The sequence below is a fragment of the Zoogloea sp. genome, from assembly GCF_028689785.1.
In the GTDB taxonomy this organism is placed as follows: Bacteria; Pseudomonadota; Gammaproteobacteria; order Burkholderiales; family Rhodocyclaceae; genus Zoogloea.
In genome coordinates this window covers 36888-63073 of sequence record NZ_JAQVCN010000016.1, presented here as the reverse complement: position 1 = coordinate 63073, position 26186 = coordinate 36888, and the positions used below count along the sequence as shown (strand labels likewise).

The window sequence follows — 26186 nt, the reverse complement described above, 5'->3', positions numbered from 1 at the left end:
GCAACGCCTGTCAGTTTAGCAGTCCGCTCTTCAGGGCTGAATGCCGTACTTCTTGAGGAGGGTGTAGTAGAAGGCGGTCAGGGCCGGCAGGCGGGCGTTACCGGGGTCCTGCTTGCGGGCCCGTTCCATCAGATCACGGGCCTGGCTAGCGAAGCGCTCGTCCCAGCCGCAGTTCTCGATGCACTTGAGCAGGGCGAGGGTGGCGTTGAACAGCACGTGCACGTTGCCGGGCATCTTGCGGACGGCGCTGAGCATGAACTGTACTGAATCCTCATAATCACCAGCCTGGGCCTTGCGGGCGCCTTCTGCAACGAGGTCCTTGACCTCGGAGTCCATCTGCCTGACCAGCTGTTCGCCGAGCTCGACCTTGCCGGCTTCCTTGAGCAGCGACTGGGTGCCGGCCAGGGTGCGCGCATCGGGGGCGTTGCGCATGATGTCTAAGATGACCTCGGCGCCGTGGTTGTCGAGATTGGTAGCGAAACAGGCCCGGGCGAGTTCGCTCTTGAGCTTGAGAGACAGGGGTTGGGCGTTGTCCTGTTCGGAAAACAGGGCCTTGATGGCTTCACCGGCCTTCTCGGTGTCGCCCTTCTTGACGTGTAGCAGGGCGCTTGACAGGTTGGTGCATGAGCGGGTCTTGGCGAGGCCGGCCATGGAGCGTTCCAGATCACGGATGGTGGCCTCGGCCTGCGCCGTGTCACCCTTGCCGAGCTGGGCCTGGAGCAGGCGAACGTGGTCTTCAGGGTCACGGAAGTCGGAGTACTTACCTTTGCGTACCACCTCGGAGAGGACTTTTTCGGCGCCTTCGTGATCGCCAGTCTCGATGGACAGTTCGCCCAGCCGACGTAGACGCCCGACCCTGTGGGGGGAGAGGATGGAGGCGTTGAGCAGGATGCTGCGCGCCGATTCGAGCTCGCCAGCGGCTTCACGGGTGCGCGATAGCCAATCATAGGCGTCCACGAAGAGCTCGTTCTCATTCACCAGGGACTGCAGGGTGTCCTCTGCCTCGGCGTAGCGCCGTTGCATGAAGAGGGCCTTGGCCAGGCCGAGGCGGGCCCAGGGAATGCTGCGGCTTTCGAGGATCTTTTCGTAGAGATGGAGGGCTTCATCGGCGTTGCCGCTGGCAACGTGCAGCTCGGCACGCAGGCGCATGAAGTCGGTGGCCCATTGAGGGTGGGCCTCCTGGGCTTTGCTGCAGGTGGCGATGGCGTCGGGAACGTTGCCCAGTTCGATCAGGCGGTAGATGGGAAGAAAGGCTTCCCGCTTGTCGAGGGCGCGCTCGATGCGATCATGCAGTGTGTCGGCGGCGAAGGGTTTGAGGATGTAGTCGTTGGGGGCTAATTCGGCCGCGCTCACCACGCGCTCGTACTGACGTTCGCCAGTGACCATGATGAACAGGGTCGCCAGGGGGATGATGCTGTTGTGGCGGAGGTCCTCAAGGAGGTGCTGGCCGTCCTGGCCGTCGCCGATGTGGTATTCGCAGAGGATCAGGTCAAAGCGGTTGTCACGAAGCTTGCGCACTGCCACGCCGGCGGTTACAGCGAACTGGACCTTGCTGATGCCGCTCATGTTGAGCATGTTGCGAAGCTGCGTCCGCATCGAAGGATTGGCTTCGACGATGAGGGCGGAAATGGTGTCGAGATCGATCACGGGTGGCAGGACGATTAGGCACGGGAACACTCTGGCAAACGGCGTGCTGGCGGCAATCTTGAGGGGTGGAAAAAAAGAAAAAGGGCGAACGGCTTGGCCGTTCGCCCTGAAGAACCTGTTTCGGCAGGATCAGCTGGCCGGGGTTTCCGTGGCCTTCTGACGCAGGCGGATGTGCAGTTCGCGGAGCTGCTTTTCATCCACCGGCGACGGGGCGTCGGTGAGCAGACACTGAGCGCGCTGGGTCTTGGGGAAGGCGATCACGTCACGGATGGATTCGGCGCCGGTCATCATGGTGACGATGCGGTCGAGACCAAAGGCCAGGCCACCGTGCGGGGGGGCTCCGTAGCGGAGGGCGTCGAGCAGGAAGCCGAACTTGGCCTGTTGCTCCTCCGGACCGATGTTGAGGGCCGAGAAGACCTTCTCCTGTACCTCTGCGCGGTGGATACGCACCGAGCCGCCTCCGATTTCCCAGCCGTTGAGGGCCAGGTCATAGGCCTTGGCCAAGCACTTGCCGGGGTCGCTGGTGAGCAGCTCCAGATGTTCGTCCTTGGGGCTGGTGAAGGGGTGGTGGCAGGCCGTCCAGCGCTTGTCCTCGTCGTCGTACTCGAACATGGGGAAGTCCACAACCCACAGGGGCTCCCAGGCCTTGCCATTGACGAAGCCCTTCTCGTGACCGAGCTTGATGCGCAGGGCGCCGAGGGCGTCGTTGACGACCTTGGTCTTGTCGGCGCCGAAGAAAATCAGGTCGCCGGATTGGGCGCCGGTGCGTTCGAGAATGGTGCGCAGGGCGGCTTCATTGAGGTTCTTTACAATGGGTGACTGCAGGCCGGTTTCATTGACCTGGGTGACGTCGTTGACCTTGATGTAGGCCAGGCCACGGGCACCGTAGATGCCGACGAACTTGGTGTATTCATCGATCTCGCCACGGGACAGAGTGGCGCCGCCCGGCACGCGCATGGCCGCTACACGGCCACCGGATGTTGCAGGGCCGCTGAAGACCTTGAAGGCCACGTCCTTGACGGCGTCGGTGACGTCGGTGAGCTCAAGGGTGACGCGCAGATCGGGCTTGTCGGAGCCGAAGCGGTCCATGGCTTCGCCGTAGCTCATGCGTGGGAAGGGGTTGGGCAACTCGACGGACAGCACTTCCTTGAAGATGCTGCGGATCATCTCTTCCATCAGGGCCGTGATCTGGTCTTCGGTCAGGAAGGATGTCTCGATATCGACCTGGGTGAACTCCGGCTGGCGGTCTGCACGCAGGTCCTCGTCGCGGAAGCACTTGACGATCTGGTAGTAGCGGTCGTAACCGGCCACCATCAGCATCTGCTTGAAGAGTTGCGGTGACTGGGGCAGGGCGAAGAACTGGCCGTCGTGTACGCGGGATGGCACCAGATAGTCGCGGGCGCCTTCCGGGGTGCTCTTGGTGAGCATGGGGGTTTCGATGTCGATGAAGCCCTTGGCATCAAGGAAACGGCGGAAGGCCATGGCCGTGCGATAGCGCAGGATCATGTTCTTCTGCATCTGCGGGCGGCGCAGGTCGATGACCCGGTGGGTCAGGCGGGTGGTCTCGGAGAGGTTTTCTTCGTCGAGCTGGAACGGAGGCGTGGCGGAGGTGTTGAGCACCTCGATGTCGTGGCACAGAATCTCGATCTCGCCAGACACCAGGTTGGTGTTCTCGGTACCGGCCGGGCGACGGCGCACCTTGCCTGTGATCTTCAGCACGAACTCGCCACGGATGGTCTCGGCAACGTGGAACATGTCTGCCCGGTCAGGATCGCAGACTACCTGGACCAGGCCTTCCCGGTCACGCAGGTCGATGAAGATCACGCCACCGTGGTCGCGCCGACGGTGGACCCAGCCGCACAGGGTGACGATCTGGTCGAGATAGGCGGCAGAGACGAGGCCGCAGTATTGAGTTCGCATGGTGGGGTCTTTTTATTCCTGGAAAAAACGGAACGCGGCTGCAAACGCGCGTTTATTGATTCAGAAGGGCTGCGGCGGGCCGGGGAGCCGTCATCCGGTGGGGAGGCGGGGCCACGACGCCCATCGAGATGATGTATTTGAGGGCTTCATCGACGCTCATGTCGAGTTCGATGGCGTCCTTGCGGGGCAGCATCAGGAAGAAGCCTGAGGTGGGGTTCGGGGTGGTGGGCACATACACGCTGACGAAATCGCCACCCAAATGATGGGCTGCATCGCCACCCGGCGTGCCGGTCTGGAAGCCGATGGTCCACATGCCTTCTCGCGGATACTGAATCAGCAGTGCCTTGCGAAAGGCCTGACCGTTGCTGGACAGCAGGGTGTCGGAGACTTGCTTGACGCTGTAGTAGATCGACTTCACCACCGGGATGCGCGACAACAGGCTCTCCCAGAAGCGGACCATGCGCTGGCCGACGAAGTTGGCGGCAGCCAGACCGGTGATCAGGATCAGCAGCAGGGAAACAAGTACGCCGATCCCGGGGACGTGGAAACCGAAGAAGGCCTCCGGCCGGACTGTGGCCGGAACGAGGAGCAGAATCTGATCAAGGGTGTTGACGATCCAGGCCAGCACCACAAATGTGATGACCAGGGGAATCCAGATCAGCAGTCCGGTAACAAAATATTTTTTCATTCAGCCGATTACGCGCGCGTCGCCCTCAGTGGCACGCGCAGCTGCCGCCGCAGGGAGTGGCTGCAGGCGCTTCGGCCTTGGCGGGTTCGGAGCGCGGACTGGCGCTGCTGCCGCCCTTGAAGTCGGTGGCGTACCAGCCGCTGCCTTTGAGCTGAAATCCGGCCGCCGAGAGCTGTTTGGCGTAGCTCTCTGCACCACAGGCAGGACAGGTGGTGAGCGCAGGATCGCTCATTTTTTGAAGGTGGTCTTTCTGGTGGCCGCAGGCGGCGCAACGATACTCGTAGATGGGCATGACGAGCTCCGGGAAGTCAATGGGACGAAGTTTAGCGCATCGCAACATCGGGCGAAACAGACCCTCTTCCGCGGAGGTGGGGGCGGAAGGCGGTGTTTCAAGCGTGGCGGGTCAGAGCATGCTCAGGTAGGCCTGGGTCAGCGAGGGCCCCCAGTAAAGGGCAAGCAGCCCGGCGGCGGCCAAGTAGGGGCCAAAGGGGATGGGAACCTCCCGTCCGTGGCGACGGAAAACGATCAGGGCGATACCGACTACGGCGCCGACCAGCGATGAGAGCAGGATTGTCAGGGGGAGGATCTGCCAGCCGAGCCAGGCGCCGATGGCCGCCAGCAGTTTGAAGTCGCCATAGCCCATGCCCTCCTTGCCGGTGGCAAGTTTGAACAGCCAGAAAACCGACCACAGGGTGAGGTAGCCAGCCGCTGCGCCGGCAACTGCGCTGGAAATATCGGTGAAGGTGCCGGACAGGTTGAGCAGCAGTCCAGCCCACAGTAGGGGGAGGGTGATGCTGTCTGGTAGCAGTTGAGTATCCAGGTCGATGAAGCACAGGGCGATGAGGGCCCACAGGAAGACCAGGGCGGCTGCACCGGCCAGGCCGAAGCCAAAATGCCAGGCCGTAAAGCCGGACAGTGCTGCACAGAGAATCTCGATGAGCGGATAGCGAAGGCTGATCGGGCCGCTGCAATGACGACAGCGCCCCCGCTGCAGTGCATAGCTCAGGATGGGCAGGTTCTCCAGGGCGCCGATGGGGTGGCCGCAGTGGGGGCAGCGCGAGCCCGGCGTGGCAAGGTTGAAGCGCGGAGTATGAGCTTCCGGCGCTTCGCCACGGAGGGCGGCGGCCTCCGCCTGCCACTCCCTCTCCATCATCAGCGGCAGGCGGTGGATCACCACGTTCAGAAAGCTCCCGACGAACAGGCCGAGCAGCGTACAGCCGGTCGTAAAGACGAGCGTGTCTTGAAATACTTCCATCGGGCAGGCGAACGATATAGGTTAGCTGACTACGGCGCCGAGCTTGAAGATGGGGAGGTACATGGCAACCACCAGGCCGCCGATCACCACCCCCAAGAAAACCATGATGATGGGCTCCAGCAACTGGCTCAGGCCGGCAACGGCGTCATCGACTTCTTGCTCGAAGAAGTCGGCAACCTTGCCAAGCATGGAGTCGAGTTGGCCTGACTCTTCGCCGATGGACACCATTTGAACGACCATAGTTGGAAATACCTGAGAATTCTGCATCGCCACCGTCAGACTGGTTCCGGTGCTGACGTCGGATTGAATCTGCCTCGTGGCGTTTTTATAAACCACGTTGCCAGCAGCGCCCCCCACCGAGTCAAGGGCCTCGACCAGAGGCACCCCTGCTGCAAACATGGTGGACAGCGTTCGTGTCCAGCGGGCGATGGTGGCTTTACGGATGACTTCTCCGACTACGGGAAACTGCAGGATCATGCGGTCAACGGCAGCCTGCATGGCAACAGAGCGTTTGTAGGAATAGCTGATTCCGATCACCGCTCCGGCGATGATGCCAAAGGCCAGGTACCAGTAGCTGACAAAGAAATCGGATATGGCGATGACGAACATCGTAGGGGCCGGCAGGTCGGCTCCAAAGCTCGAAAACACCTTTTTGAACTCCGGCACCACGAACAGCATCATCACCGATACCACCAGGGCCGCCACGACCACCACGGCGATGGGGTAGAACATGGCTGACTTGATCTTGCCCTTGATGGCGAGGATTTTTTCTTTGTAAGTCGCCAGGCGGTCAAGAAGGGAGTCGAGGATACCGGCTTGTTCGCCTGCCGCCACGAGGTTGCAGAAGAGGGCGTCGAAATGGACTGGGTGGCGCCGGAACGCCTGGGACAGGCTGCTGCCGGTTTCCACATTGGCGCGCACGTCGTTGAGGAGGCGAGCCAGTGATGGGTTGCCACAGCCCTTGATGGCGATGTCGAAGGATTGCAGCAGGGGAACACCGGCGCGCATCATCGTGGACAACTGGCGGGTGAATAGCGCGATGTCCTTGTCGGTGATTTTGCGTCCGCGGGAGAAAGTCTGCTTGCGGATCTTGTGGGTCAGGATGCCCTGGCGGCGTAGTACCGTCTGCACGACGGTTGTTGTTGCTGCACGCATTTCGCCGCGGATGATCTTGCCGGTCTTGTCCTTTCCCTCCCAGACGAACATGTATTCGCGCGCGGCATTTGCGTTGCGGGTGGGTGCTTTTTTGTTGGATGCTGTGGCCATCAGTTGTTTCCGCGTGAAGCAATCACTCGTTGGTGCAGGCGAGGACTTCGGTCAGGGATGTGACCCCCTGCTTCACCTTGAGCAGACCGGACTGGCGAAGGTCTCGGACGCCTTCGAGCTGGGCCTGGGCGGCGATGTCCATCGAGTTGCCATTTGTCATGATTATACGTGCGATCTCTTCGGAAATCGGCATCACCTGGTAAATGCCGAGCCGTCCCTTGTAGCCACTGCCCTTGCAGCGTTCACAGCCAACCGGGCCGTAAGGCTGCCAGGTGCCGTCCAGGTCGCTTTCGGTGAATCCTGCGGACATCAGGGCCTCGATCGGAATGTCGATGGGCTTTTTGCAAGAGCACAGGCGCCGGGCGAGCCGCTGCGCAGTGATCATGATGACCGACGATGCGATGTTAAACGGCGCCACGCCCATGTTCTTGAGGCGTTCGAGGGTGGACGGGGCGTCGTTGGTGTGCAGCGTGGAGAGTACGAGGTGGCCGGTCTGGGCCGCCTTGACGGAGATCTCGGCGGTTTCAAGATCGCGGATTTCGCCCACCATGATGACATCCGGATCCTGGCGGAGGAAGGCTCGCAGGGCAAAGGCGAAGGTCAGGCCGGCTTTTTCATTGACGTTGACCTGGTTGATACCCGGGAGATTGATTTCCGCCGGGTCTTCCGCGGTGCTGATATTGACGCCGGGCTTGTTGAGGATGTTGAGGCAGGTGTACAGGGACACCGTCTTGCCGCTCCCGGTGGGGCCTGTCACGAGAATCATGCCATAGGGGCGCTGCACGGCGTCCATCAGTGCAGCCCTCTGGTCGGGCTCGTAGCCCAGGGCGTCGACGCCGAGCATGGCTGACGAGGGGTCGAGAATCCGCATCACGATCTTCTCGCCGTAGAGAGTGGGCAGCGTGGATACGCGGAAGTCGATGGCCTTGTTCTTTGAAAGCACCAGCTTCATCCGCCCGTCCTGAGGGATCCGCTTCTCGGAGATGTCGAGGCGCGAGATGACCTTGATGCGGGCTGCGATCTTCTCCCTCAGTACCAGCGGGGGCTGAGCGATCTCGCGCAGGATGCCGTCGGTGCGGAAGCGGATCCGGTAATACTTTTCGTAGGGCTCGAAGTGAATGTCCGATGCGCCTTCGTTGATGGCGTCGATCAGGAGCTTCTGGATGAAGCGCACCACCGGTGCGTCGTCTACTTCCGATGCGCCTTCGTCCGGGGTGGCCGCCTGCTCTCCTCCGCCTTCCTGGCCGAGGAGATCCATGTCGAACTCTTCGCCGGTCAGATCCTTCAGCGCGGTCGTCGCGGATTCGGACAGATGCTCGACCAGGGCCATCAGCTTCGGCACCTCGACCACGACAGGATCGACGGCCAAGCCTGTCTGAAAGCGGATCTCGTCTAGGATTCGCAGGTTGGACGGATCGGACAGGGCCAGGCTGAGCCGGTTGCCGCGCCGCCCCAGGGCGACCACTTGATGCTTGATCATCAACTTTCGGTCGATGGCGTCAGTGGGCAGATTGGCCGTGTCGAAGGCTGACAGGTCGAGGGTTGGGGAGCCGAATGTCTCGGCGGCAAAGATGGCGATGTCCGAGGCGCTCATCAACCCCCGATTGATGACTTCGACGAGAAAGTCGTTGGGGTTGGCCGAGGGCGACGAGCAGGCGAGCGCCTCAGCCTCAAGGAGCCTGCCATGCTGGACGAAAGCGCGGGCGAGACCGCTCAGGGCGGCTTGGGAGGGAGAGGACATGCCGGAGCGTGGGTAGAAGGGATCGGCCTGAAATGCGTCTGGATCATGCCGTCAGCCGCAAGGCTTGTAAAGCCACGAAACACTCTGTGGCCTTATCGGGGGCCTGCGGGGCGGAAAATGCGTACCGTCTTGATGCGCCTGTCTTCGGCCTGGACCACTTCGATCGGCACGCCGGCGATCTTTACTGACACCCCGGATTCGGGGATGTCCTGGAGGTGCTCCAGCACCAGCCCGTTGAGGGTCTTGGGGCCGTCGACGGGCAGATCGAGGTCGAGCTTGCGGTTGACTGCCCGCAGGTGCTGGCTCCCATCGACGATCACGCTGCCGTTCTTGTCCCAGCCAAGCTTCTCGGATGCGTCCGGTGCGCTGGTGGTGAACTTGCCGATCAGCTCCTCGATGATGTCTTCCAGTGTGACCAGGCCCAGGAGTTCGCCGTATTCGTCCACCACCAGCCCGAGGCGTTCGCGATTTTCCTGGAAAAAATGCAATTGGGAATAGATGGGGGTGCTGGCCGGAATGAAGTAGGGCTTGGTCAGCATGTCCCGTATGTCGGTACTTTCCAGGCTCCGGTCCAGGGTCTGGCCGAGAATCCGGCGCACGTGCAGGAGGCCGATGACCGCGTTCATCTCGCCGTCGAAGACCGGCAGGCGGGTGTGGTAGCAGGTCGCCAGGTGGCCCTGGATCACGCTGATCGGCTCAGAAATGTCGACGGCTTCGATCTGGTTGCGCGGCGTCATCACGTCTTCGACGGTGATGTCTTCGAGTTCGAACAGATTGAGCAGGATGCTGCGGTGTTTGGGTGGAATGAAGGCGCCGGACTCCAGCACCATGGTGCGCAACTCTTCGGTGGACAGGCTGTGCGTATCCTGATTGTTGTTGCGCAGGCGCAGCAGCCGGAGCAGGCCGGCAACGAAGAGATTGACGAACCAGACGATGAAATACAGCCCCTTGAGCAGCGCCGAAAGGGGGTAGCTGACGATACAGGCGAGCCGGTTGGCGTGGTTGGCGCCGACGACCTTCGGGGTGATCTCTGAAAACACCAGGATGAGAAAGGTGACGACCAGGGTGCTCACGCCGAGCACCCACTCTTCGCTACCGAAGAGCTGGATGGTGATGACGCTTACCAAGGTCGCGGCCGCCGCATTCACCAGGTTGTTGCAAAGCAGGATGATGCCAAGCAGCTTGTCCGTTTTGCCGAGAAGCTCCAGGGCCAGACGTGCGCCCCGTGACCCCAGGTTGGCAGCAGAACGCAGGCGGTAGCGGTTTGCAGCCATCATGGATGTCTCGGCCATGGAAAAGAAGCCGGACAAGGCCAGCAGCGTGACGAGAATTGTCAGCTGGGCAGAAAGAGGAATGCTGTTCAAGTGATGGGGCGCGGGTGGGATCGAACCAGTATTCAGGCCAGGTCCGGGCTTGTCAAGCCGGTCGGGAGAGCAGGACTTCCGCCACGAAACGGCTGCCCACATAGGCAAGCATCAGGGCGACGAAGCCCGACAGCGTCCAGTACAAGGCCTTCTTTCCCCGCCAGCCCCAAGCGTGGCGGCCCACCAGCAGGCTGGCGAAGATGAACCACGAAATCAGCGCGAAAACCGTTTTGTGGTCCAGCCGGAAAGCCTTTCCGAACAGGGCCTCGGAAAACAGGATGCCGGAGCCCACGGTGAGCGTGAGCAGCACGAAGGCGATCCCGATCAGCCGGAACAGCAGGGTCTCCATGGTCAGCAGCGGTGGCAGGGAGGCGAAAGCGCGAGTCAGCCTTGCGCCGTGCAGGCGCCGTTCAGCCACTGCCATCAGGGTGGCATGGAGCGCCGCCAGGGTGAACAGGCTGTAGGCCAGCATGGCCACCACGAAGTGGGCGCGGAACAGGGGGGAGTTGGCATTGGTCAGCAGGTGCTGGTCCGGAAAGAAAGCGGGCAGCAATGCACACACGGTAGCGGCGGGCATCGCCAGGGTCTGCAGGCCTTCGAGTCGGGCATACAGGCTTTCGATCCAGTAGAACAGCATGGCCAGCCAGAGCATCAGGGATAAGGCCAGGCTGAACCCAAAATGGATGCCGTCGGAGGAGAAGAACACCCCATGCAGGGCGAAGCCGTGGGCCACCAGGGCGGCCAGCATCACGACCCGCTCCCAGGGCAGCAACCCCTGGCGGGGAGCCCGGGTAGGCGCCAGCCAGCGGCTATGCCAGAAATGCACGCCGAGGATGGCATACAGGGAGGCGGGGAGGAGATGAAGTAGAATCGCGACCATTCCTCAAGTTTACTCCAAGGCCTCGGTCCCGAACCATCATGCTGGATAACCTCACAACCCGCCTGGCGAAAGTCGTCAAAACCCTTCGGGGTCAGGCGCGCCTTACCGAAGAAAACATTCAGGACGCCCTGCGCGAAGTCCGCATGGCCCTCCTTGAGGCCGACGTGGCCCTGCCGGTGGTCAAAGACCTCATCGCCCGCGTCAAGGAAAAGGCTGTCGGCACCGAGGTGCTGAGCTCCCTGACCCCGGGTCAGGCTCTGGTGGGGGTGGTGCACCAGGAGCTGACCGACCTGATGGGCGGTGCCCACAGCGGCCTCAACCTGGCCACCCAGCCTCCGGCCATCATCCTCATGGCGGGCCTGCAGGGCGCCGGCAAGACCACCACCACTGGCAAGCTCGGCAAGATGCTGGTCGAGCGCATGAAGAAGAAGGTGCTGGCCGTCTCCACCGACGTTTATCGCCCTGCGGCCATCGCCCAGTTGCAGACCGTCTCCCAGCAGGCCGGCATTGAGTTCTTCCCGTCCACGCCCGACCAGAGGCCGGTGGATATCGCCCGCGCCGCGGTCGACTACGCCCGCCGTCATTACATGGATGTGCTGCTGGTGGATACTGCCGGCCGGCTGGCCATTGACCAGGCCATGATGGAGGAGATCCAGGCCCTGCATGCGGCAGTCAATCCCATCGAAACCCTGTTTGTGGTTGATGCGATGCTCGGCCAGGATGCGGTCAACACCGCGCGCGCCTTCAACGAGGCCCTGCCTCTGACCGGTGTGGTCCTGACCAAGCTGGACGGTGATGCCCGCGGTGGTGCGGCCCTGTCGGTACGTCATGTCACCGGCAAGCCCCTCAAGTTCGCCGGTGTCGGCGAAAAGCTCGGCGGCCTCGAAGAGTTTCACCCTGAGCGCATGGCCAGCCGTATTCTCGGCATGGGCGACATCCTGTCCCTGGTCGAGGACGCCCGGCGTGGCGTGGATGAGGAAAAGGCCAAGGAGTTTGCCCAGAAGCTCAAGAGCGGCAAGGGCTTCGATCTGAATGACTTCAAGGATCAGCTGGGGCAGATGAAGAAGATGGGTGGCCTGTCGAGCCTGATGGACAAGCTGCCAGCCCAGTTTGCCCAGGCGGCGGGCCAGCTCCAGGGTGGGGTCGAGGAGAAGGCCGTCAAGCGCATCGAGGGCATCATCAACTCGATGACCCCTGCCGAGCGGGCCAAGCCGGAGCTCCTCAAGGCCTCCCGCAAGCGCCGCATCGCCGCTGGCGCCGGGGTGACGGTGCAGGAGGTTAACCGCCTTCTTAGCCAGTTCGAGCAGACCCAGAAGATGATGAAGCAGTTCTCCAAGGGGGGCATGCAGAAGATGATGCGCGCCATGAAAGGCCTGATGCCCGGTGGTGGCCTGCGTTGAGCCTGCTCCTGGGGGTGGGGCGCAGGGCGTGATCGCCGCTGTTCCCATGGCGATCACGCAGCCACCGGATCTTCAAACCCGTGCCCTTGAGGCGCTGATGGCCTGCGATCCCGCCATCAAGGCGGCGCAAGTCGGTGCCCTGCTGGCGGACTGGCGGGCCGGGGCACTTGCCCTACCCGTTGCCGGGGAGGTGCTGCCAGCGCTTGTCGCTCCGGGGCGCCCGCCCCGCCCTGAACTCGTTCCCCACACCACGCTGCCACGGCGCAAACCCGTCTCCCCGGAGGGGCATGCGGCGCTGCTGCATGCCATCGCCCATATCGAGTTCAATGCCATCAACCTGGCCCTCGACTGCGTCTACCGTTTTGCCGGCCTGCCAGGGGACTACTACACCGGCTGGCTCGAAGTGGCTGCCGAGGAGGCCTACCACTTCTCCCTCGTCCAGGCCCGTCTGCGTGATCTGGGCTACGCCTACGGTGATTTTCAGGCCCACAACGGCTTGTGGGAGATGGCCATCAAGACGGCCGATGATCCCCTGGCCCGCATGGCGCTCGTGCCCAGGGTGCTCGAGGCCCGGGGGCTGGATGCAACCCCGCCCATCGTGGCCGCCCTGCGTCGCATCGGTGACGACGCGACGATCGGTGTGCTGGACATCATCCTGCGGGACGAGATCGGGCACGTGGCCCTGGGTGACCGCTGGTTCCGTCATTTCTGTGCGGGGCGCGGGCTTGAGCCGGAGGCCACCTATCTGTCCCTGATGGCGCGCTTCGACGCCCCCTGGCCGCCGCGTCCCCTCAATGTGGAAGCCCGCCGGAAGGCGGGCTTCAGTGAGGCCGAGATTGCCCGCCTGGAGGCCGGCAAGGCCGCTTTCAGGGCGACCTAGCCTGCCAGGCTCACAGGGAGCCGTAGGAGTGCAAGCCTGACAGGAACATATTTACCCCCACAAAGGCAAAGGCCGTGACCACCAGCCCGACAATCGCCCACCAGGCCAGCATCGGGCCGCGCAGACCCTTGGTCAGGCGGATGTGCAGCCAGGTGGCGTAGTTGAGCCACACGATGAAGGCCCAGGTTTCTTTCGGGTCCCACTGCCAGTAGGTGCCCCAGGCTTCGGCGGCCCACAGGGCGCCCAGAATGGTGGCGATGGTGAAGAAGGCAAAGCCGATGGCGATGGCCTTGTACATCACGTCGTCCAGCACCTCGGCGGGCGGCAGGCGGCTGGCCAGAATACCCTTGCGTACCAGCAGATCGGCCACGCCGACCATGGCCGCCAGGGCAAAGGCGCCGTAGCCGATGAAATTGGCCGGCACATGCACCTTCATCCAGTAGCTCTGCAGTGCGGGGATCAGGGGCTGGATCTCGTGCGCCTCGCGGCTGAAGGTGTACCACAGCAGGAAGGCCACCGCTGCCGAGATCACCAGCAGCACGAAGGCCCCCATCCGGCGGGTGGCGTAGCGGCCTTCGTAGTAAAGGTAGAGCAGGCCCGTCATCAGCGCGAAAAGCACGAAGACTTCGTACAGATTGCTCAGGGGGATGTGGCCCACGTCGCTGCCGATCAGGTAGCTCTCGTACCAGCGCACCATCAGGCCCGTGGTGCCCATGGTCACGGCGCACCAAGTGAGCACCGAGCCGGTGGCGTCGGCAAAGTCGGAGCGCGCCACGAGGCCCAGCAGGAAGGCGCCGGTGGCGATGAAGAAGAGGGCGCTCATCCACATGATCGCCGTCTGGCTGGAGATCAGGTATTTCAGGAAGAACACTTGCTCGGCCCGGGCCAGGTCGCCCTGGTACAAGCTAATGCTGACCAGTGCCAGCGCCGTGGCCGCGGCCAGGAAGACCCGGAAGGGCTTCCAGGCAAAGCCCATTACAGCCAGCCCCGGTACCGTGAACAGCAGGATGGCCTTGTCGTAGATGTCCATGAAGCCCCCGTACTGGCGCAGGGCAAACAGGGCGCCACCGGCAAGGGCCAGGGCGTAGAGCCAGTCACCGGGGTTGAGGCGGCGCAGAAGGGAGGCGCTGTCCTTGTGGGCGATTTCCATGGCGAGACCTCGGGTCAGGGGCGGGGGCCGGGATTGAGCAGGGTGGCGAGAGCATCCCGGTGACGCTGGAAGCTCTCGTCCACATCCATCGATTTGCGATTCGAGCTGAGGGCCATCAGGGCTTCTCCGGAATCTTTGATCAGCACAAAGAGGCGACGTTCGCGGATGTACAGCATGGCAAACACGCCCAGCACCAGGAGCAGGGATCCCAGGTAGACGATCGGTTTGCCGGGGGAGCGCGTGACCTGCAGGACCGTGGCGCGGACCTCGTCGAATCCGGTGGGCTGAAAATACACCGGGGCGCCGTAGTGCAGGCTGTCATTGGTGGCGTTGAGGGTGTCGCGCAGCAGGCGTGCGTGCTGCGCCGCCGGCATGATGGCTGGCAGGCCTGCGTCGGCGCGGGCCATCTTCCAGGCCTCCCAGGCCGAGCCTTCGAGAATCTTGATGAAGACATCGGCGGCCTTGTCGCGTTCGGCCTCGGGGATGGTGCTTTCGATGAATTTGCCCAGGCTCTCGAAGCCGCCCCGGGCGAACAGTTCAAGGGTGCGTGCCGTGGTTTCCTGCATGCGGCTGCGTACTTCGGGGCCGGCATCCAGCCCGATGGCGGTGGCGGTGAAGCGCCGCGCGATCTCCGGGTGGCGGGCGCTGTCGAGCAGCACGCGGCGGATGGCGAACCAGCTGTCAGGGCGGCCATCGTCGTCCATCGGAATGCGCATGAAGCGGAAGGGCGCGGATGGGTTGTCGCGCATGCCCGACAGCAGGTACCAGGCGCCATCCTGGAGGATGGGCTGCATGAAGTTCTGGTACTCCCGTGCCTGGCCGGCGGAGTCGCGCAGCTTGTACTGAATGCTTGGGCCGACGTTCTGCATGTCCTTGCTCGTCGGCGAGCGGGCACCACTACCCAGGTGCTTGTCGAGGCGGGCGAGGCCGCCAGGCTCGGCGTCCGGCGTGTCGACAGCCATGTTCTCGATGTTGAAGGCCCGGAAGCTGCCAAGCTCCAGGGTGTAGTCAAGCCCGGTCTCCTTCAGCGCCACGGACTCGCCGACCACCGCCTCGGCGGGGAAGGGCGGGCGGGTACTGCCGGTGCGCAGATCATGGCCGAGCAGGTGCAGGCGCGAACCGCCGTCCTCAAAGCTGGCCTGATACATCATCACCCCGGCGAACTCGAAGGGCTTGTTCACCTCGATGGTCTTCTCCACTGACTTGCCGGTGGTGTTGTCGGTGATCAGGATGTCGCTGGCGAAGCGCTTGGGCATCCCGCTCTCGTAGTGCTCCAGGTGGAACTTGTGCAGGGACACCGTGAATGGCAGGTCCTGCAGGAGGATGCCATCCTGCACATTGAGTACGGCCGTATTGGCGCTCTTGCCTTCGGGGATGAAGACGTTGCCGCGGAAGCTCCAGTTGTCCACACCCAGCCGACTTTCCGCAGGAATCTGTGCGATCAGCTGGTTGCCGGTGGTGAGCTGTTTGCCGCCCAGGGCCATCTGGATCTTGAGAGGCAGGTTGCCGTCGAGCAGCCCGCCGGCGCAGATCAGCACAATGGCGCCGTGGGCCAGAAAGTAGCCGATGCGTGTCCAGCTGCCCTGCTTGGCGGCCAGCAAGACGCCGTCATCCCTCGGATTCTCGCGGGCGGTAAATCCGCTGGCCGTCAGGTAGGCCAGGGTGGTTGCCCGGGCCTGGGCGCTCGGCAGGCTGACCGGCAGGCGCGTCTGGTGGGCAAAACTGGCCAGGGAGCTTTCCCGGGCGTGCTCCCGGAAACTCTTCATGTCCTTCAGCATCGGTCGTGCCTGGCGCACGATACAGGCGCTGGTGGACAGCACCAGGAAACCCAGGATGGTAAGGAACCAGAACGAGTTGTAAACCGAGTAGAGGCCTAGTTTCTCGAAGATGGGAAACCAGAAGGGGCCGAACTGGTTAAGGTAGTTGTTGTAGGGCTCGTTCTGCTTGACCACCGTACCGATGATGGACGCGACGCCGAGCAGGGTCAGCAGGCTGATCGCAAAACGCATCGAGCTGAGCAGCTCGTACAGGGCGCGGGAGGTGCTGCGGTGTCGCATGGCGGGCTTCGCGGCGGGAGCGGTTGAGTCTGGTGGAGCAGGGGCGGGAAATGAAAAAGGGTGGTCCCGAGACCACCCCTTCTTTCTAACTGAAGGGCGCCCGGGGGCGCCTTGACTCAGCGCAAGCCGGCCGCGTAGTCGGCAACAGCCTTGATTTCCGGGTCGGTCATCTTCAGGGCGATGGTGCGCATCATCTTGGCCGGATCATTGGCGCGCTCACCCGCACGGAAGGCCCGCAGCTGGGCTTCGGTGTAGTCGGCAAACTGGCCGGACAAGCGCGGGTACTGGGCGGGCAGGCCAGCGCCGGCAGGGCCGTGGCAGGCTGCACAGGCGGGGATGCCGCGCTTCAGGTCACCGGCACGCCAGAGTTTCTGGCCAAGCTCGATGGAGGCCTTGTTCTTGGCGGACTCGGGCTTCAGGGTCTGACCCGCGAAGTAGCTGGCGAGGCCCTTCATGTCGGCGTCGGAGAGGCCTGCAGCCATGCCGCCCATGACCGGGTTGGCACGTTCGGCCGGAACGCCACCTTCGCTCTTGAAGTTCTTCAGCTGCTTGTAGAGGTATTCCGCATGCTGGCCCGCGAGTTTCGGGTTGGCGGGAATCTGACTGTTGCCGTCGGTGCCGTGGCAGGCGCCGCAAACCTGTTCTGCAGTCTGTTTTGCCTTGGCCAGGTCGGGCTGGGCGGCGGCCTTGTCTTGAGCCTGAACCGCGCCGGTGGCCAGAAGCAGCGAAAGCAGCAGGGAACGCTTGATCATGATGTCCTCGGAAGCCAAGAATGTGGATGTCTCAAACCTGCTATTCTATAGCAATTCCAGTCATTTGCGCGATGCGATAGCGTGCGTCGCGCAAGCCGAAGCCTCCCCCATGTCCCTGTTCCGTAACGCCCAGTTCGAGATTTCCGTTGCCAAGCCCAATGGCCTGCCGCCCCCTGGCGGCCCTGAAGTCGCCTTCGCCGGTCGCTCCAATGCCGGCAAATCCAGCGCCATCAATACCTTGTGCGACCACGTCCGGCTGGCCTTCGTGTCGAAGACGCCGGGGCGCACCCAGCTGATCAATTTCTTCCGCCTGCGCAATGGTGCGGTGCTGGTGGATCTGCCCGGCTATGGCTACGCCGAGGTGCCCGAAGCCATCCGTCTCCAGTGGCAGCGCCTGCTGGAGGACTACCTCACCCGTCGTCCCAATCTCGTCGGGCTGGTCCTTATCATGGATTCCCGTCACCCCCTGAAGGACCGTGACCGGGTCATGATCGGCTGGTTTGCTCCGAGCGGCCGGCCCATCCATGTGCTGCTCACCAAGAGCGACAAGCTAACCCGCTCTGAGCAGGCCGCAACCCTGGCTGCCGTGCGCAAGGAGCTCGCGCCCCTTGGGGAGCAGGTTACGGTGCAGTTGTTCTCCAGCCTCAAGAAAACCGGCATGGAGGAGACCGAGCGGGTGGTCGGTGCCTGGCTCTCCCCGCCGGAGGGTGCTGAAACGGTCACATCCTGACTCCATGACGACGGTTTGAATTGCTGGGGTTTGTGGTAAAAAGAGGTCATTGTGCACCGCACGCACCAAACTTCTTTTGACTCTTTCGATTCGACCCATCATGGAACTCCAGCCCGTCATCCTTTCCGGCGGCTCCGGCACGCGCCTGTGGCCCCTATCCCGCGAACAGTACCCCAAGCAGCTCCTTGCTCTGGTCGGGGAGGAGACCATGTTGCAGGCTACGGCCGGCCGTCTCGCCGGTTTTGGCGGGCGCCTGTCGGTGGCCCAGGCGCCCATCGTCGTGTGCAACGAGGAATACCGTTTTGTCACCGCCGAGCAGCTTCGTGCCGTCGGGCGTGCCAGCCGTGACATCGTCCTCGAACCTGTCGGTCGCAACACCGCCCCGGCCCTGACCCTGGCTGCTTTGGCCGTACGAGAAGCCGATCCGGTGCTGCTGGTGATGCCTGCCGATCACGTGATTCCGGATCTGGCAGGTTTCCAAAAGGCCATCGATGCGGGCATTCCGGCTGCCCTGGAGGGCGGCATCGTCACATTTGGTATCGTGCCGACCCACGCGGAGACCGGCTATGGCTACATTCGCTGCGGCGCCGAGCGTGCCGATGGCAGCAAGGCCATCGCCGCCTTTGTCGAAAAGCCCGATGCGGCCACCGCCCAGCGCTACCTCGATAGCGGCGAGTACCTCTGGAACAGCGGCCTGTTCATGGTTCGGGCGAGTGTCTGGCTGAAGGCCATCGCGCAGTTCCAGCCGGCCATGTCTCAGGCGTGCTTGGCAGCCTGGGAGGGTGGCGCGCGGGATGCCGACTTCGTTCGGGTAGACAAGGCGCTCTTTCAGTCTTGCCCGTCCGATTCCATCGACTACGCGGTAATGGAAAAGCTGTCGGCCGCCGAAGGGCTCGGCATTGCCGGCTGCGTCGTGCCGATGGCTGCCGGCTGGTCAGACGTCGGCGCGTGGGACGCCCTGTGGCAGATCGCCGACAAGGACGCCAGCGGCAACGTGGCCCGGGGTGACGTGCTCTTCGAGGACAGCCGCAATACCCTCGTCTATGCCCAAGACCGCATGGTGGCTTGTGTCGGCCTGGATGACGCAGTGATTGTCGAGACTCCTGATGCCGTGCTGGTGGCCCGCAAGGACAAGACCCAGAACGTCAAGCAGATCGTTGCCGCCCTCAAGGCGGGCAGTCGCAGTCAGGCGTCCGCCCACCGCAAGATCCATCGCCCTTGGGGCTGGTATGACTCCATCGACAGCGGGGCACGCTTCCAGGTCAAGCGTATCGTCGTCAATCCGGGGGCGCGGCTCAGCCTGCAGATGCACCACCACCGGGCCGAGCACTGGATCGTCGTGAAGGGCACCGCGGAAGTCACCAACGGGGAGAAGACCTTCCTCTTGGGCGAAAACGAATCCACCTACATCCCGCTGGGTCACGTCCATCGCCTGGCCAATCCTGGCAAGCTTCCCCTTGAGATCATCGAGGTGCAGTCGGGCGGCTATCTGGGCGAGGATGACATTGTCCGCTTCGAGGACAAGTACGGGCGGGGTTGAGCTGGCCCCTGCAAGATCATCCGGTAGGTGAAGCTGAACGGGTTTGTGGCGCGCGTGGGGGCGGCTGGAGGGGGTGTGGGGTCGAATTCACTCGACCCCACGGGAGAGGCGTCTTCAGAGGCTGGGCTCCGGGATGAAACCGAAGCGGGCCGCCACCTCGGCTTGCGTAATCCGACTTACTGAAACCGTGCTGCCAGCCCAGTTCAATGTCACGGGGGCGCCCGGCGTTTCCAGATCCCCTTCCAGCAGCGTGCAGAAGGTGGCGAGATCCCTGTCGTCGAGCAGCGCCACGCCATGCTCGCAGCCCAGCAGCAGGCTGCCGTCCTCATCCAGCCAGGCTTCAGTCACAGCATTTGCCGGCAGCCCGGTATGGGTTTCAAGCTGCTCGGTGCTGGCCAGGCGCAGGATCAGGGGTGTGTAGTCGAGGCTGACAAAAACCTGTTGCGGGCCGTTCTGGAAAAACCAGCGGCCGTCGGCTGTCGGCTGATAGTTGCGCCCGATGAAGGCATTCAGCCCGGCGTGGCGGATCGGCCCTTCCGGCACCCGCCACTCGCCCCGGCGGCTGAGGCGCAGCCAGCCGGTGCATGCGGGCACGTTTGGCCACTTGGCCAGGGCCTGGCGAACGGCCTCATCCATGGCCTGGGGGTTCGCTTACCAGAGCTTCCACCACGCGGCCTTGCGCTCGGTGGGGCCGTCGGCCGTCAGGTAGGCGCTCTTCGGAAAGTTGGTGCGGAGCACCCGTTCGGCGTCATCCCGCAGTTCGGTGAGCTTCAGGGCATCGTAGCTCTTGACCATCAGGAACAGGGCTTCCTCGGTGGCCGGCGATTGGGGAAAGTCGCGGATCACCGTCTGGGCCCGGTTGGCGGCAGCAAGATAGGCGCCGCGCCGCTGGTAGTAACGTGCCACATGCACTTCGTGGGAAGCGAGCGCATTCACCAGGTAGCGCATGCGCAGGGTCGCATCGGCTGCGTACTTGCTCTCAGGGAAGCGTTGTACGAGTTCCTTGAAGGTGTCGAACGAGGCCCGTGCCGCCTTGGTGTCCCGCTCCGAGAGATCCTGGTTGGCCAGGGCGCCGAGCAGGCCGAGGTCTTCATTGAAGTTGGCCAGGCCCTTCAGGTAGAAGGCGTAGTCCACATTCGGATGGTTCGGGTGCAGTTTGATGAAGCGCTCGCAGGCCGCGATGGCCGAGGCTGGCTCATTGGACTTGTAGTAAGCGTAAGCCACTTCGAGTTGGGACTGCTGGGCGTAGCGACCGTAGGGGTAGCGCGCCTCCAGCTTCTCGAACATCTTGATGGCCCGGTCCCAGGCGCCATCCGACATGGACTCCTTGGCTTCCGAGTAGAGCTTCTGGGCGCTCCAGCCGTTCGTTTCGTCGATCTGGTCGGGCATGCCGCTACAGCCAGCGAGCAGAAGGAAGCCGGCAAGCGTTAAACTACGCAGGGTGAAATGCGCCATTGAAAACTCTTTGGAAGAAGACTGGAGCGATTATAGCCCAGCCGTCCCTTCCCCTTCTCCGCAGCGCGAGTCTATTCCTGACGACTGTGCCGGCCTTCGGGCCGACCAGGCGCTCGCTCGCCTGTTTCCCGAACATTCCCGCAGTCGCCTGCAGGCTTGGCTGAAGTCGGGGCGAATCCTCATCAATGGGGCTTCGCCGGATTCAAAGGCCAAAGTGTGGGGCGGCGAGACCGTATTGGTCAGCCCCGAGCCCTCCGACGCCATGCTGGCCGAGCAGGCCGAGGACATCCCGCTGCAGGTGATCCATGAAGACGATACGGTCGTCGTCATCGACAAACCGGTGGGCCTGGTGGTGCACCCGGGTAGCGGCAACTGGTCCGGCACGCTGCTCAACGCGCTGCTCCACCGCTACGCCAATGCCCGTGAGCTGCCCAGAGCGGGCATTGTCCATCGTCTCGACAAGGACACCAGCGGGTTGCTGGTGGTGGCCCGGACCCTCGAAGCCCAGACCGACCTTGTTCGTCAGCTCCAGGCCCGAACCGTCAAGCGCCACTACCTGGCCCTCGTGCATGGCCAGCCGGGTGAAAGTGGCGAGGTGAACGCACCCATCGGCCGACATCCAGTCCAGCGAACCAAGATGGCCGTCGTGCCTGGTGGGCGTGAGGCCCTGACCCGCTATCGGGTCATCGAGCGCTTTGCCCGCGCCACCCTGGTCGAATGCGAACTCGCCACCGGCCGCACCCACCAGATCCGGGTGCACATGGCGCATATCGGCCATCCCCTGGTGGGCGACGGCACCTATGGCAAGGCGCGCAGCGCCGATCCGCGCCTCGATGCCTTTCCCCGCCAGGCCCTGCATGCCTGGCAGCTGGGTCTCATTCATCCCCGTACGGGTGAGCCCTGCCGCTGGGAAACCTCCCTGCCCGATGATTTCGAAGGCCTGCTGGCGCTTTTGCGCAGTGGCTCCGCACCATGAACGATTCCTGGATCCATCCCGACTGGCCGGCCCCGGCCCGTGTCCGTGCCCTGTCCACCACCCGCGCCGGCGGGCTCGGCACTGCGCCCTACAACACCCTCAACCTCGGCACTCATGTGGGTGACGACCCGGCCCGGGTCGCCGCCAACCGGGCCATACTGCGTCAGGCCCTGCCGGCCGAGCCCTGCTGGCTCAACCAGGTGCATGGCGTGAACGTCGTGGAGGCCGGGGTGGGGGAGGGCGTGCCAGACGCCGATGCTTCCGTGAGCCGTCAGTCCGGCCGCGTCTGTGCCGTGATGACCGCCGACTGCCTGCCGGTGCTGCTGTGTGATCGGGCCGGCAGCGTCGTCGCAGCAGCCCACGCCGGCTGGCGTGGCCTGCACGGCGGGGTGATCGAAGCCACCGTGGCCGCCATGAACGTCTCGCCGGGGCAACTGCTGGCCTGGCTCGGGCCGGCCATCGGCCCCGACGCCTTCGAGGTGGGGGGGGAGGTCCGCGCCGCCTTCATGGGCGCCGATCCGGCCTCCGAGGCGGCTTTCCGGCCCTCGTCCAATCGCTACAAGTGGCTGGCCGACATTTACCTCCTGGCCCGCCAGCGCCTGGCCCGTGCAGGCGTAACCCGCATCTACGGTGGCGACGCTTGCACGGTGACCGACGCGGCGCGCTTTTTCTCCTATCGCCGCGATGGCGTAACGGGCCGCATGGCATCCCTCATCTGGCTGGACTGACCGGTCCTGTCGAGCCTCCGGCGTTATACTGCGCGGCCCTTTTGATCATCGAATACCCATGACCCCCCTTGCCTGGATTGTTGTGATGAGTTTTGCCGGGGGGCTGCTCAGCGTGCTGGTGGCCGCGGCGCTGTCCTGGGCCGCCCGTCCCGCCTGGGTGCCAACCCTCATCAGTTATGCCATCGGTGCCCTGCTGGGCGCCGCCTTCCTTGAAGTCCTGCCACATGCCATCGAGGCGGCAGAAAGCCCCGAGCGCGCCGCCATGAACATCCTGGCCGGCATTCTGATTTTCTTCGTGCTGGAAAAACTCGTTCTATGGCGGCACTGTCATGACGAGGGCTGCCATGGGCATGGGCACGAACACCACGGGCATGCTCAGGGCCATCACGGGCATGCCGAAGCCCAGGGGCACGACCATGGCCGCAGCGGCCTGCTCATCCTGGTGGGGGATACCTTCCACAACTTCGTTGATGGCGTGCTCATTGCTGCTGCATTTGTCGAAAGCACGCCCCTGGGCATTGTTACGGCAATGGCCATCATCGCCCATGAAATCCCCCAGGAAGCGGGCGATTTCCTGATTCTGCTGCACTCCGGCTACAGCCGTACCAAGGCACTGGTCTTCAACCTGCTGTCCAGCCTGGCCACCCTGGTCGGGGGCATCCTTGCCTACTTCGCGCTGTCCCATGTGCAGTCGCTGGTGCCGGTGTTTCTCGCCCTCGCGGCCGCGAGTATGATCTACGTGGCCGTGGCCGATCTCATTCCGGGTTTGCATAAACGGACTGAATTGCGTGCCACCGCCCAACAGGTATTATTGATCGCCGCTGGCATCGCTTCCATCGTTCTGGCCCACCCCCTCGCGGAGCGAGCGCTGGGCTGAACGGCGACGGCGGGCAGGTGTGCCGAAAAGCCATAAAAACAGGGAGAGCGGCGCAAGGCCATACAACAAAAAAGTCAGAATCCCGCCGATCACCGTAGTTTCGGTTACCGTGGCGAGCAGGGCGACATAAATCCAAGCGATAGCAACGATATACATCCCCCCGATTCTACAAGGCCGCAAGGCGGGCCGGGGAAAGGTGTCGGTCCAAGTCGTCCGCACCGTATCGTTGCAAGAGGCACACTAAAAGGAGAGGTGGATGTCTGTAACACCGGAGCAGTCAGCAGAGGCACTACAGGGCATGTTCAAGTTCGGCCAGTCGCTGGCTGAAGGTTTTTTTGATTTCCTCGGCAAGCAGAATGCCGCCATCCAGCAGGTAGCCCCTGCAACGGCGCCGCAGATCCCCCTGCCGGAAACCCAGGAGCTCGCCCGGCTGCAGAAAGAACTCGCCGAAGCCCACGCTCGCCTATGGACATCCATGGCTCAGGCCCGGCCCGGTGAAACCGTCGATCCGCTGGTTCAGCCTCAGCCCGGCGACCGCCGCTTTGCCGCGCCCGAGTGGTCGTCCAGCCCGGTCTACGACTACATCCGCCAGGCTTACCTGCTCAACGCCGACTACCTCTCCAAGGTCTCCGATGCCCTGCCTGTGGCCGATGGTCGCAGCAAGGCCCGCATGCAGTTCCTGACCCGCCAGTACATCGACGCCCTGGCCCCGTCCAACTTCGCGGCCACCAACCCCGAGTTCATCCAGACGGCCCTCGCCACCAAGGGCGAGAGCATCACCCAGGGCATCAAGAACCTGATCGGCGACATGGAGAAGGGCCGCATCTCCATGACCGACGACTCGGCCTTCGAGATCGGCCGCAACCTGGCCACCACGCCCGGTTCCGTCATCTTCGAAAACGAGCTCATCCAGCTGATCCAGTACGCACCGCTCACCGAGAAGGTCTACAAGACCCCGCTGCTGATCGTGCCGCCCTGTATCAACAAGTTCTACATCATGGACTTGCAGCCGGCCAACTCGCTGGTGCGCTTCATTGTCGAACAAGGCTTCACCGTCTTCCTTGTCTCCTGGAAAAACGCCAAGGCCGAGGAAGCCCACTTCGGCTGGGACGACTACCTCGAAAAAGGCCCCGTCACCGCCCTGCAGGTGGTGCGTGAAGTCACCAAAGTGGACAAGCCCAACGTTCTCGGCTTCTGCGTCGGCGGCACCATCCTGTCGTCCGCCCTCGCCGTGCTGCGCGGCAAGGGCGAAGACCCGGCCGAAAGTCTCACCCTCATGACCACCCTGCTCGATTTTGCCGACGCTGGCGAAATCGGCTGCCTGGTGGACGAGGCGTCCGTTGCCGCCCGCGAAGCCGCCATCGGCAAGGGCGGCCTGCTGATGGGCCGCGAGCTGGCTCAGGTCTTCTCCAGCCTGCGGGCCAACGACCTCATCTGGCAATACGTGGTTGGCAACTACCTCAAGGGCAAGCAGCCCGAGGCTTTCGACCTGCTGTACTGGAACTCCGACAGCACCAACCTCTCCGGTCCCTTCCTCGCCTGGTACCTGCGCAACATGTACCTCGAGAACAACCTGCGTGTGCCCGGCAAGCTCGAGATGCTCGGCGTCAAGGTGGATATGGGCAAGGTTGACCTGCCCGCCTACCTGCTCGCCACCCGCGAAGACCATATCGTCCCCTGGACCAGCGCCTACCTGGTGCGTCAGATTCTCGGTGGCGAAACCACCTTCGTGCTGGGCGCCAGCGGCCACATTGCCGGCGCCATCAACCCGGCCTCCAAGAATCGTCGCAGCTACTGGACCAGCGAGTCCAAGGCGTCCGTGCCCGAGGAATGGCTCGACACCGCCACCGAGCAGAAGGGCAGCTGGTGGCTGCACTGGATCGAATGGCTGAAGACGCGCAGCGGCACCCAGGTGGCCGCCCGCAACAAGGCTGGCAACACCAAATACAAGGTCATCGAAGCGGCCCCTGGCCGTTACGTCAAGGAAAAGGCCTGAGTATCACCCTCCGGTGCAGCCTGGTCTGCGCCGGAGAACACACCCTAAAAAGAAGAAACGCGCTGACAGCGAGACAACAACGGGGGCGCTGCCAGCGTTCAAGTCACCCCCGTATAAATCACGAACAAGGAGGGAGAAACATGGCACGTGTAGCACTGGTAACTGGTGGTATGGGCGGTCTCGGCGAGTCCATCTGCATCAAGCTGGCCGCGCTCGGCTACAAGGTGGTCACCACCCACTCGCCCGGCAATCAAAAGGCAGCCGAATGGCTGCAGGCCATGAACAACATGGGCTACGGCTTCAAGGCCTACCCCTGCGACGTGGGTGATTTCGACTCCGCCAAGGCCTGCGTCGAGCAGGTCACCGCAGAGATCGGCCCCGTAGACGTCCTGGTCAACAACGCCGGCATCACCCGCGACATGACCTTCAAGCGCATGACCAAGGCCGATTGGGACGCCGTCATTCACACCAACCTCGACAGCGTCTTCAACATGACCAAGCAGGTCATGGACGGCATGGTCGAACGCAAGTGGGGCCGCATCATCAACGTGTCCTCCCTCAACGGCATCAAGGGCGCCTTCGGTCAGACCAACTATGCGGCTGCCAAGGCCGGCATGCACGGTTTCACCAAGTCCCTGGCCCTTGAAGTGGCGAAGTCCGGCGTAACGGTCAACACCATCTCCCCGGGCTACATCGGCACCAAGATGGTCCTCGCCATTCCGCAGGAAGTCCTTGAAAGCAAGATCCTTCCGCAGATCCCGATGAGCCGTCTCGGCAAGCCCGAAGAAATCGCCGGCCTCATCGCCTACCTTTCGTCCGACGAGGCCGCGTTCGTGACCGGCGCCAACATCTCTATCAACGGCGGTCAGCATATGTTCTAATCG

General features: G+C 63.3%; 23 protein-coding genes. 9 read left to right on the top strand and 14 right to left on the bottom strand.

Annotated elements, in window-relative coordinates:
• Nucleotides 1-30: 30 nt before the first annotated feature.
• The 9 genes from PHI64_RS09595 to ccsA form a co-directional block, all read right to left on the bottom strand.
• A complete protein-coding gene (locus PHI64_RS09595; RefSeq protein WP_299882017.1) occupies nucleotides 31-1647 on the bottom strand; it encodes a tetratricopeptide repeat-containing response regulator in 1617 nt (538 codons plus the stop codon).
• A gap of 129 nt (nucleotides 1648-1776) precedes the next feature.
• Entirely contained in the window at nucleotides 1777-3567 is a 1791-nt protein-coding gene (gene aspS / locus PHI64_RS09590; protein ID WP_299882015.1) for an aspartate--tRNA ligase, read from the bottom strand.
• A 52-nt stretch (nucleotides 3568-3619) separates the two neighbouring features.
• The gene (locus tag PHI64_RS09585) at nucleotides 3620-4255 is read right to left on the bottom strand and encodes a DUF502 domain-containing protein (RefSeq protein WP_299882013.1); all 636 of its coding nucleotides are present in this window, start codon (nucleotides 4253-4255) and stop codon (nucleotides 3620-3622) included.
• A 25-nt stretch (nucleotides 4256-4280) separates the two neighbouring features.
• Nucleotides 4281-4547 (bottom strand): zinc ribbon domain-containing protein, encoded by a 267-nt coding sequence (locus tag PHI64_RS09580; RefSeq protein ID WP_296573535.1) that lies wholly within the window; start codon nucleotides 4545-4547, stop codon nucleotides 4281-4283.
• A 111-nt stretch (nucleotides 4548-4658) separates the two neighbouring features.
• Entirely contained in the window at nucleotides 4659-5510 is an 852-nt protein-coding gene (locus PHI64_RS09575) for an A24 family peptidase (protein ID WP_299882010.1), read from the bottom strand.
• Nucleotides 5511-5531: 21 nt separating this feature from the next.
• A complete protein-coding gene (locus tag PHI64_RS09570; RefSeq protein WP_299882008.1) occupies nucleotides 5532-6776 on the bottom strand; it encodes a type II secretion system F family protein in 1245 nt (414 codons plus the stop codon).
• Between the two features lie 22 nt (nucleotides 6777-6798).
• On the bottom strand, nucleotides 6799-8517 hold the full coding sequence (gene pilB / locus PHI64_RS09565) for a type IV-A pilus assembly ATPase PilB (RefSeq protein ID WP_299882006.1): 1719 nt from the start codon (nucleotides 8515-8517) through the stop codon (nucleotides 6799-6801).
• 92 nt (nucleotides 8518-8609) lie between these two features.
• On the bottom strand, nucleotides 8610-9881 hold the full coding sequence (locus PHI64_RS09560) for an HlyC/CorC family transporter (protein WP_299882004.1): 1272 nt from the start codon (nucleotides 9879-9881) through the stop codon (nucleotides 8610-8612).
• A 52-nt stretch (nucleotides 9882-9933) separates the two neighbouring features.
• Nucleotides 9934-10761 carry a cytochrome c biogenesis protein CcsA gene (ccsA, locus tag PHI64_RS09555; protein WP_299882002.1) on the bottom strand — a complete coding sequence of 276 codons (828 nt, stop codon included), beginning with the start codon at nucleotides 10759-10761 and terminating at the stop codon, nucleotides 9934-9936.
• Between the two features lie 38 nt (nucleotides 10762-10799).
• Here ccsA and ffh point away from each other — a divergent pair, with 38 nt between their 5' ends.
• Both ffh and PHI64_RS09545 read left to right on the top strand, forming a co-directional pair.
• The gene (gene ffh, locus PHI64_RS09550; RefSeq protein WP_299882000.1) at nucleotides 10800-12161 is read left to right on the top strand and encodes a signal recognition particle protein; all 1362 of its coding nucleotides are present in this window, start codon (nucleotides 10800-10802) and stop codon (nucleotides 12159-12161) included.
• A 46-nt stretch (nucleotides 12162-12207) separates the two neighbouring features.
• Nucleotides 12208-13041 carry a ferritin-like domain-containing protein gene (locus PHI64_RS09545; RefSeq protein WP_299881998.1) on the top strand — a complete coding sequence of 278 codons (834 nt, stop codon included), beginning with the start codon at nucleotides 12208-12210 and terminating at the stop codon, nucleotides 13039-13041.
• Between the two features lie 10 nt (nucleotides 13042-13051).
• On the opposite strand, the gene ccsB is transcribed toward PHI64_RS09545, so the two are convergent.
• The 3 genes from ccsB to PHI64_RS09530 form a co-directional block, all read right to left on the bottom strand.
• Nucleotides 13052-14191: a c-type cytochrome biogenesis protein CcsB gene (gene ccsB / locus PHI64_RS09540; protein ID WP_299881996.1), complete on the bottom strand. Its 1140-nt coding sequence runs from the start codon at nucleotides 14189-14191 to the stop codon at nucleotides 13052-13054.
• Nucleotides 14192-14205: 14 nt separating this feature from the next.
• Nucleotides 14206-16248: a cytochrome c biogenesis protein ResB gene (locus tag PHI64_RS09535; protein ID WP_299881994.1), complete on the bottom strand. Its 2043-nt coding sequence runs from the start codon at nucleotides 16246-16248 to the stop codon at nucleotides 14206-14208.
• A 116-nt stretch (nucleotides 16249-16364) separates the two neighbouring features.
• Nucleotides 16365-17000: a c-type cytochrome gene (locus tag PHI64_RS09530; RefSeq protein WP_299881992.1), complete on the bottom strand. Its 636-nt coding sequence runs from the start codon at nucleotides 16998-17000 to the stop codon at nucleotides 16365-16367.
• A gap of 109 nt (nucleotides 17001-17109) precedes the next feature.
• Here PHI64_RS09530 and yihA point away from each other — a divergent pair, with 109 nt between their 5' ends.
• Both yihA and PHI64_RS09520 read left to right on the top strand, forming a co-directional pair.
• Complete coding sequence (gene yihA, locus PHI64_RS09525; protein WP_299881991.1) at nucleotides 17110-17730, top strand: ribosome biogenesis GTP-binding protein YihA/YsxC; 621 nt, start codon at nucleotides 17110-17112, stop codon at nucleotides 17728-17730.
• A gap of 100 nt (nucleotides 17731-17830) precedes the next feature.
• Nucleotides 17831-19270, top strand: coding sequence for a mannose-1-phosphate guanylyltransferase/mannose-6-phosphate isomerase (locus PHI64_RS09520; RefSeq protein ID WP_299881989.1), 1440 nt, complete (start codon nucleotides 17831-17833; stop codon nucleotides 19268-19270).
• A 114-nt stretch (nucleotides 19271-19384) separates the two neighbouring features.
• Here the strand turns inward: PHI64_RS09520 and PHI64_RS09515 are convergent, their stop codons facing one another.
• Both PHI64_RS09515 and PHI64_RS09510 read right to left on the bottom strand, forming a co-directional pair.
• Nucleotides 19385-19906 carry a DUF2946 family protein gene (locus tag PHI64_RS09515; protein ID WP_299881987.1) on the bottom strand — a complete coding sequence of 174 codons (522 nt, stop codon included), beginning with the start codon at nucleotides 19904-19906 and terminating at the stop codon, nucleotides 19385-19387.
• Nucleotides 19907-19921: 15 nt separating this feature from the next.
• A complete protein-coding gene (locus PHI64_RS09510) occupies nucleotides 19922-20725 on the bottom strand; it encodes an outer membrane protein assembly factor BamD (RefSeq protein ID WP_299881985.1) in 804 nt (267 codons plus the stop codon).
• Between PHI64_RS09510 and PHI64_RS09505 the strand changes: the two genes are divergently transcribed.
• The 5 genes from PHI64_RS09505 (at nucleotide 20712) to phbB (ending at nucleotide 26183) form a co-directional block, all read left to right on the top strand.
• On the top strand, nucleotides 20712-21701 hold the full coding sequence (locus PHI64_RS09505; protein WP_299881983.1) for an RluA family pseudouridine synthase: 990 nt from the start codon (nucleotides 20712-20714) through the stop codon (nucleotides 21699-21701). The two genes, PHI64_RS09510 and PHI64_RS09505, sit on opposite strands and share 14 nt — an antisense overlap.
• Nucleotides 21698-22429 (top strand): peptidoglycan editing factor PgeF, encoded by a 732-nt coding sequence (gene pgeF / locus PHI64_RS09500; protein WP_299881981.1) that lies wholly within the window; start codon nucleotides 21698-21700, stop codon nucleotides 22427-22429. The genes PHI64_RS09505 and pgeF overlap by 4 nt, the downstream gene beginning before the upstream one ends.
• Before the next feature lie 58 nt (nucleotides 22430-22487).
• Nucleotides 22488-23306: a ZIP family metal transporter gene (locus PHI64_RS09495; protein WP_299881979.1), complete on the top strand. Its 819-nt coding sequence runs from the start codon at nucleotides 22488-22490 to the stop codon at nucleotides 23304-23306.
• 256 nt (nucleotides 23307-23562) lie between these two features.
• On the top strand, nucleotides 23563-25302 hold the full coding sequence (gene phaC, locus PHI64_RS09485) for a class I poly(R)-hydroxyalkanoic acid synthase (RefSeq protein ID WP_299881975.1): 1740 nt from the start codon (nucleotides 23563-23565) through the stop codon (nucleotides 25300-25302).
• A gap of 140 nt (nucleotides 25303-25442) precedes the next feature.
• Nucleotides 25443-26183 carry an acetoacetyl-CoA reductase gene (gene phbB, locus PHI64_RS09480; protein ID WP_299881973.1) on the top strand — a complete coding sequence of 247 codons (741 nt, stop codon included), beginning with the start codon at nucleotides 25443-25445 and terminating at the stop codon, nucleotides 26181-26183.
• The last annotated feature ends 3 nt before the right edge of the window (nucleotides 26184-26186 follow it).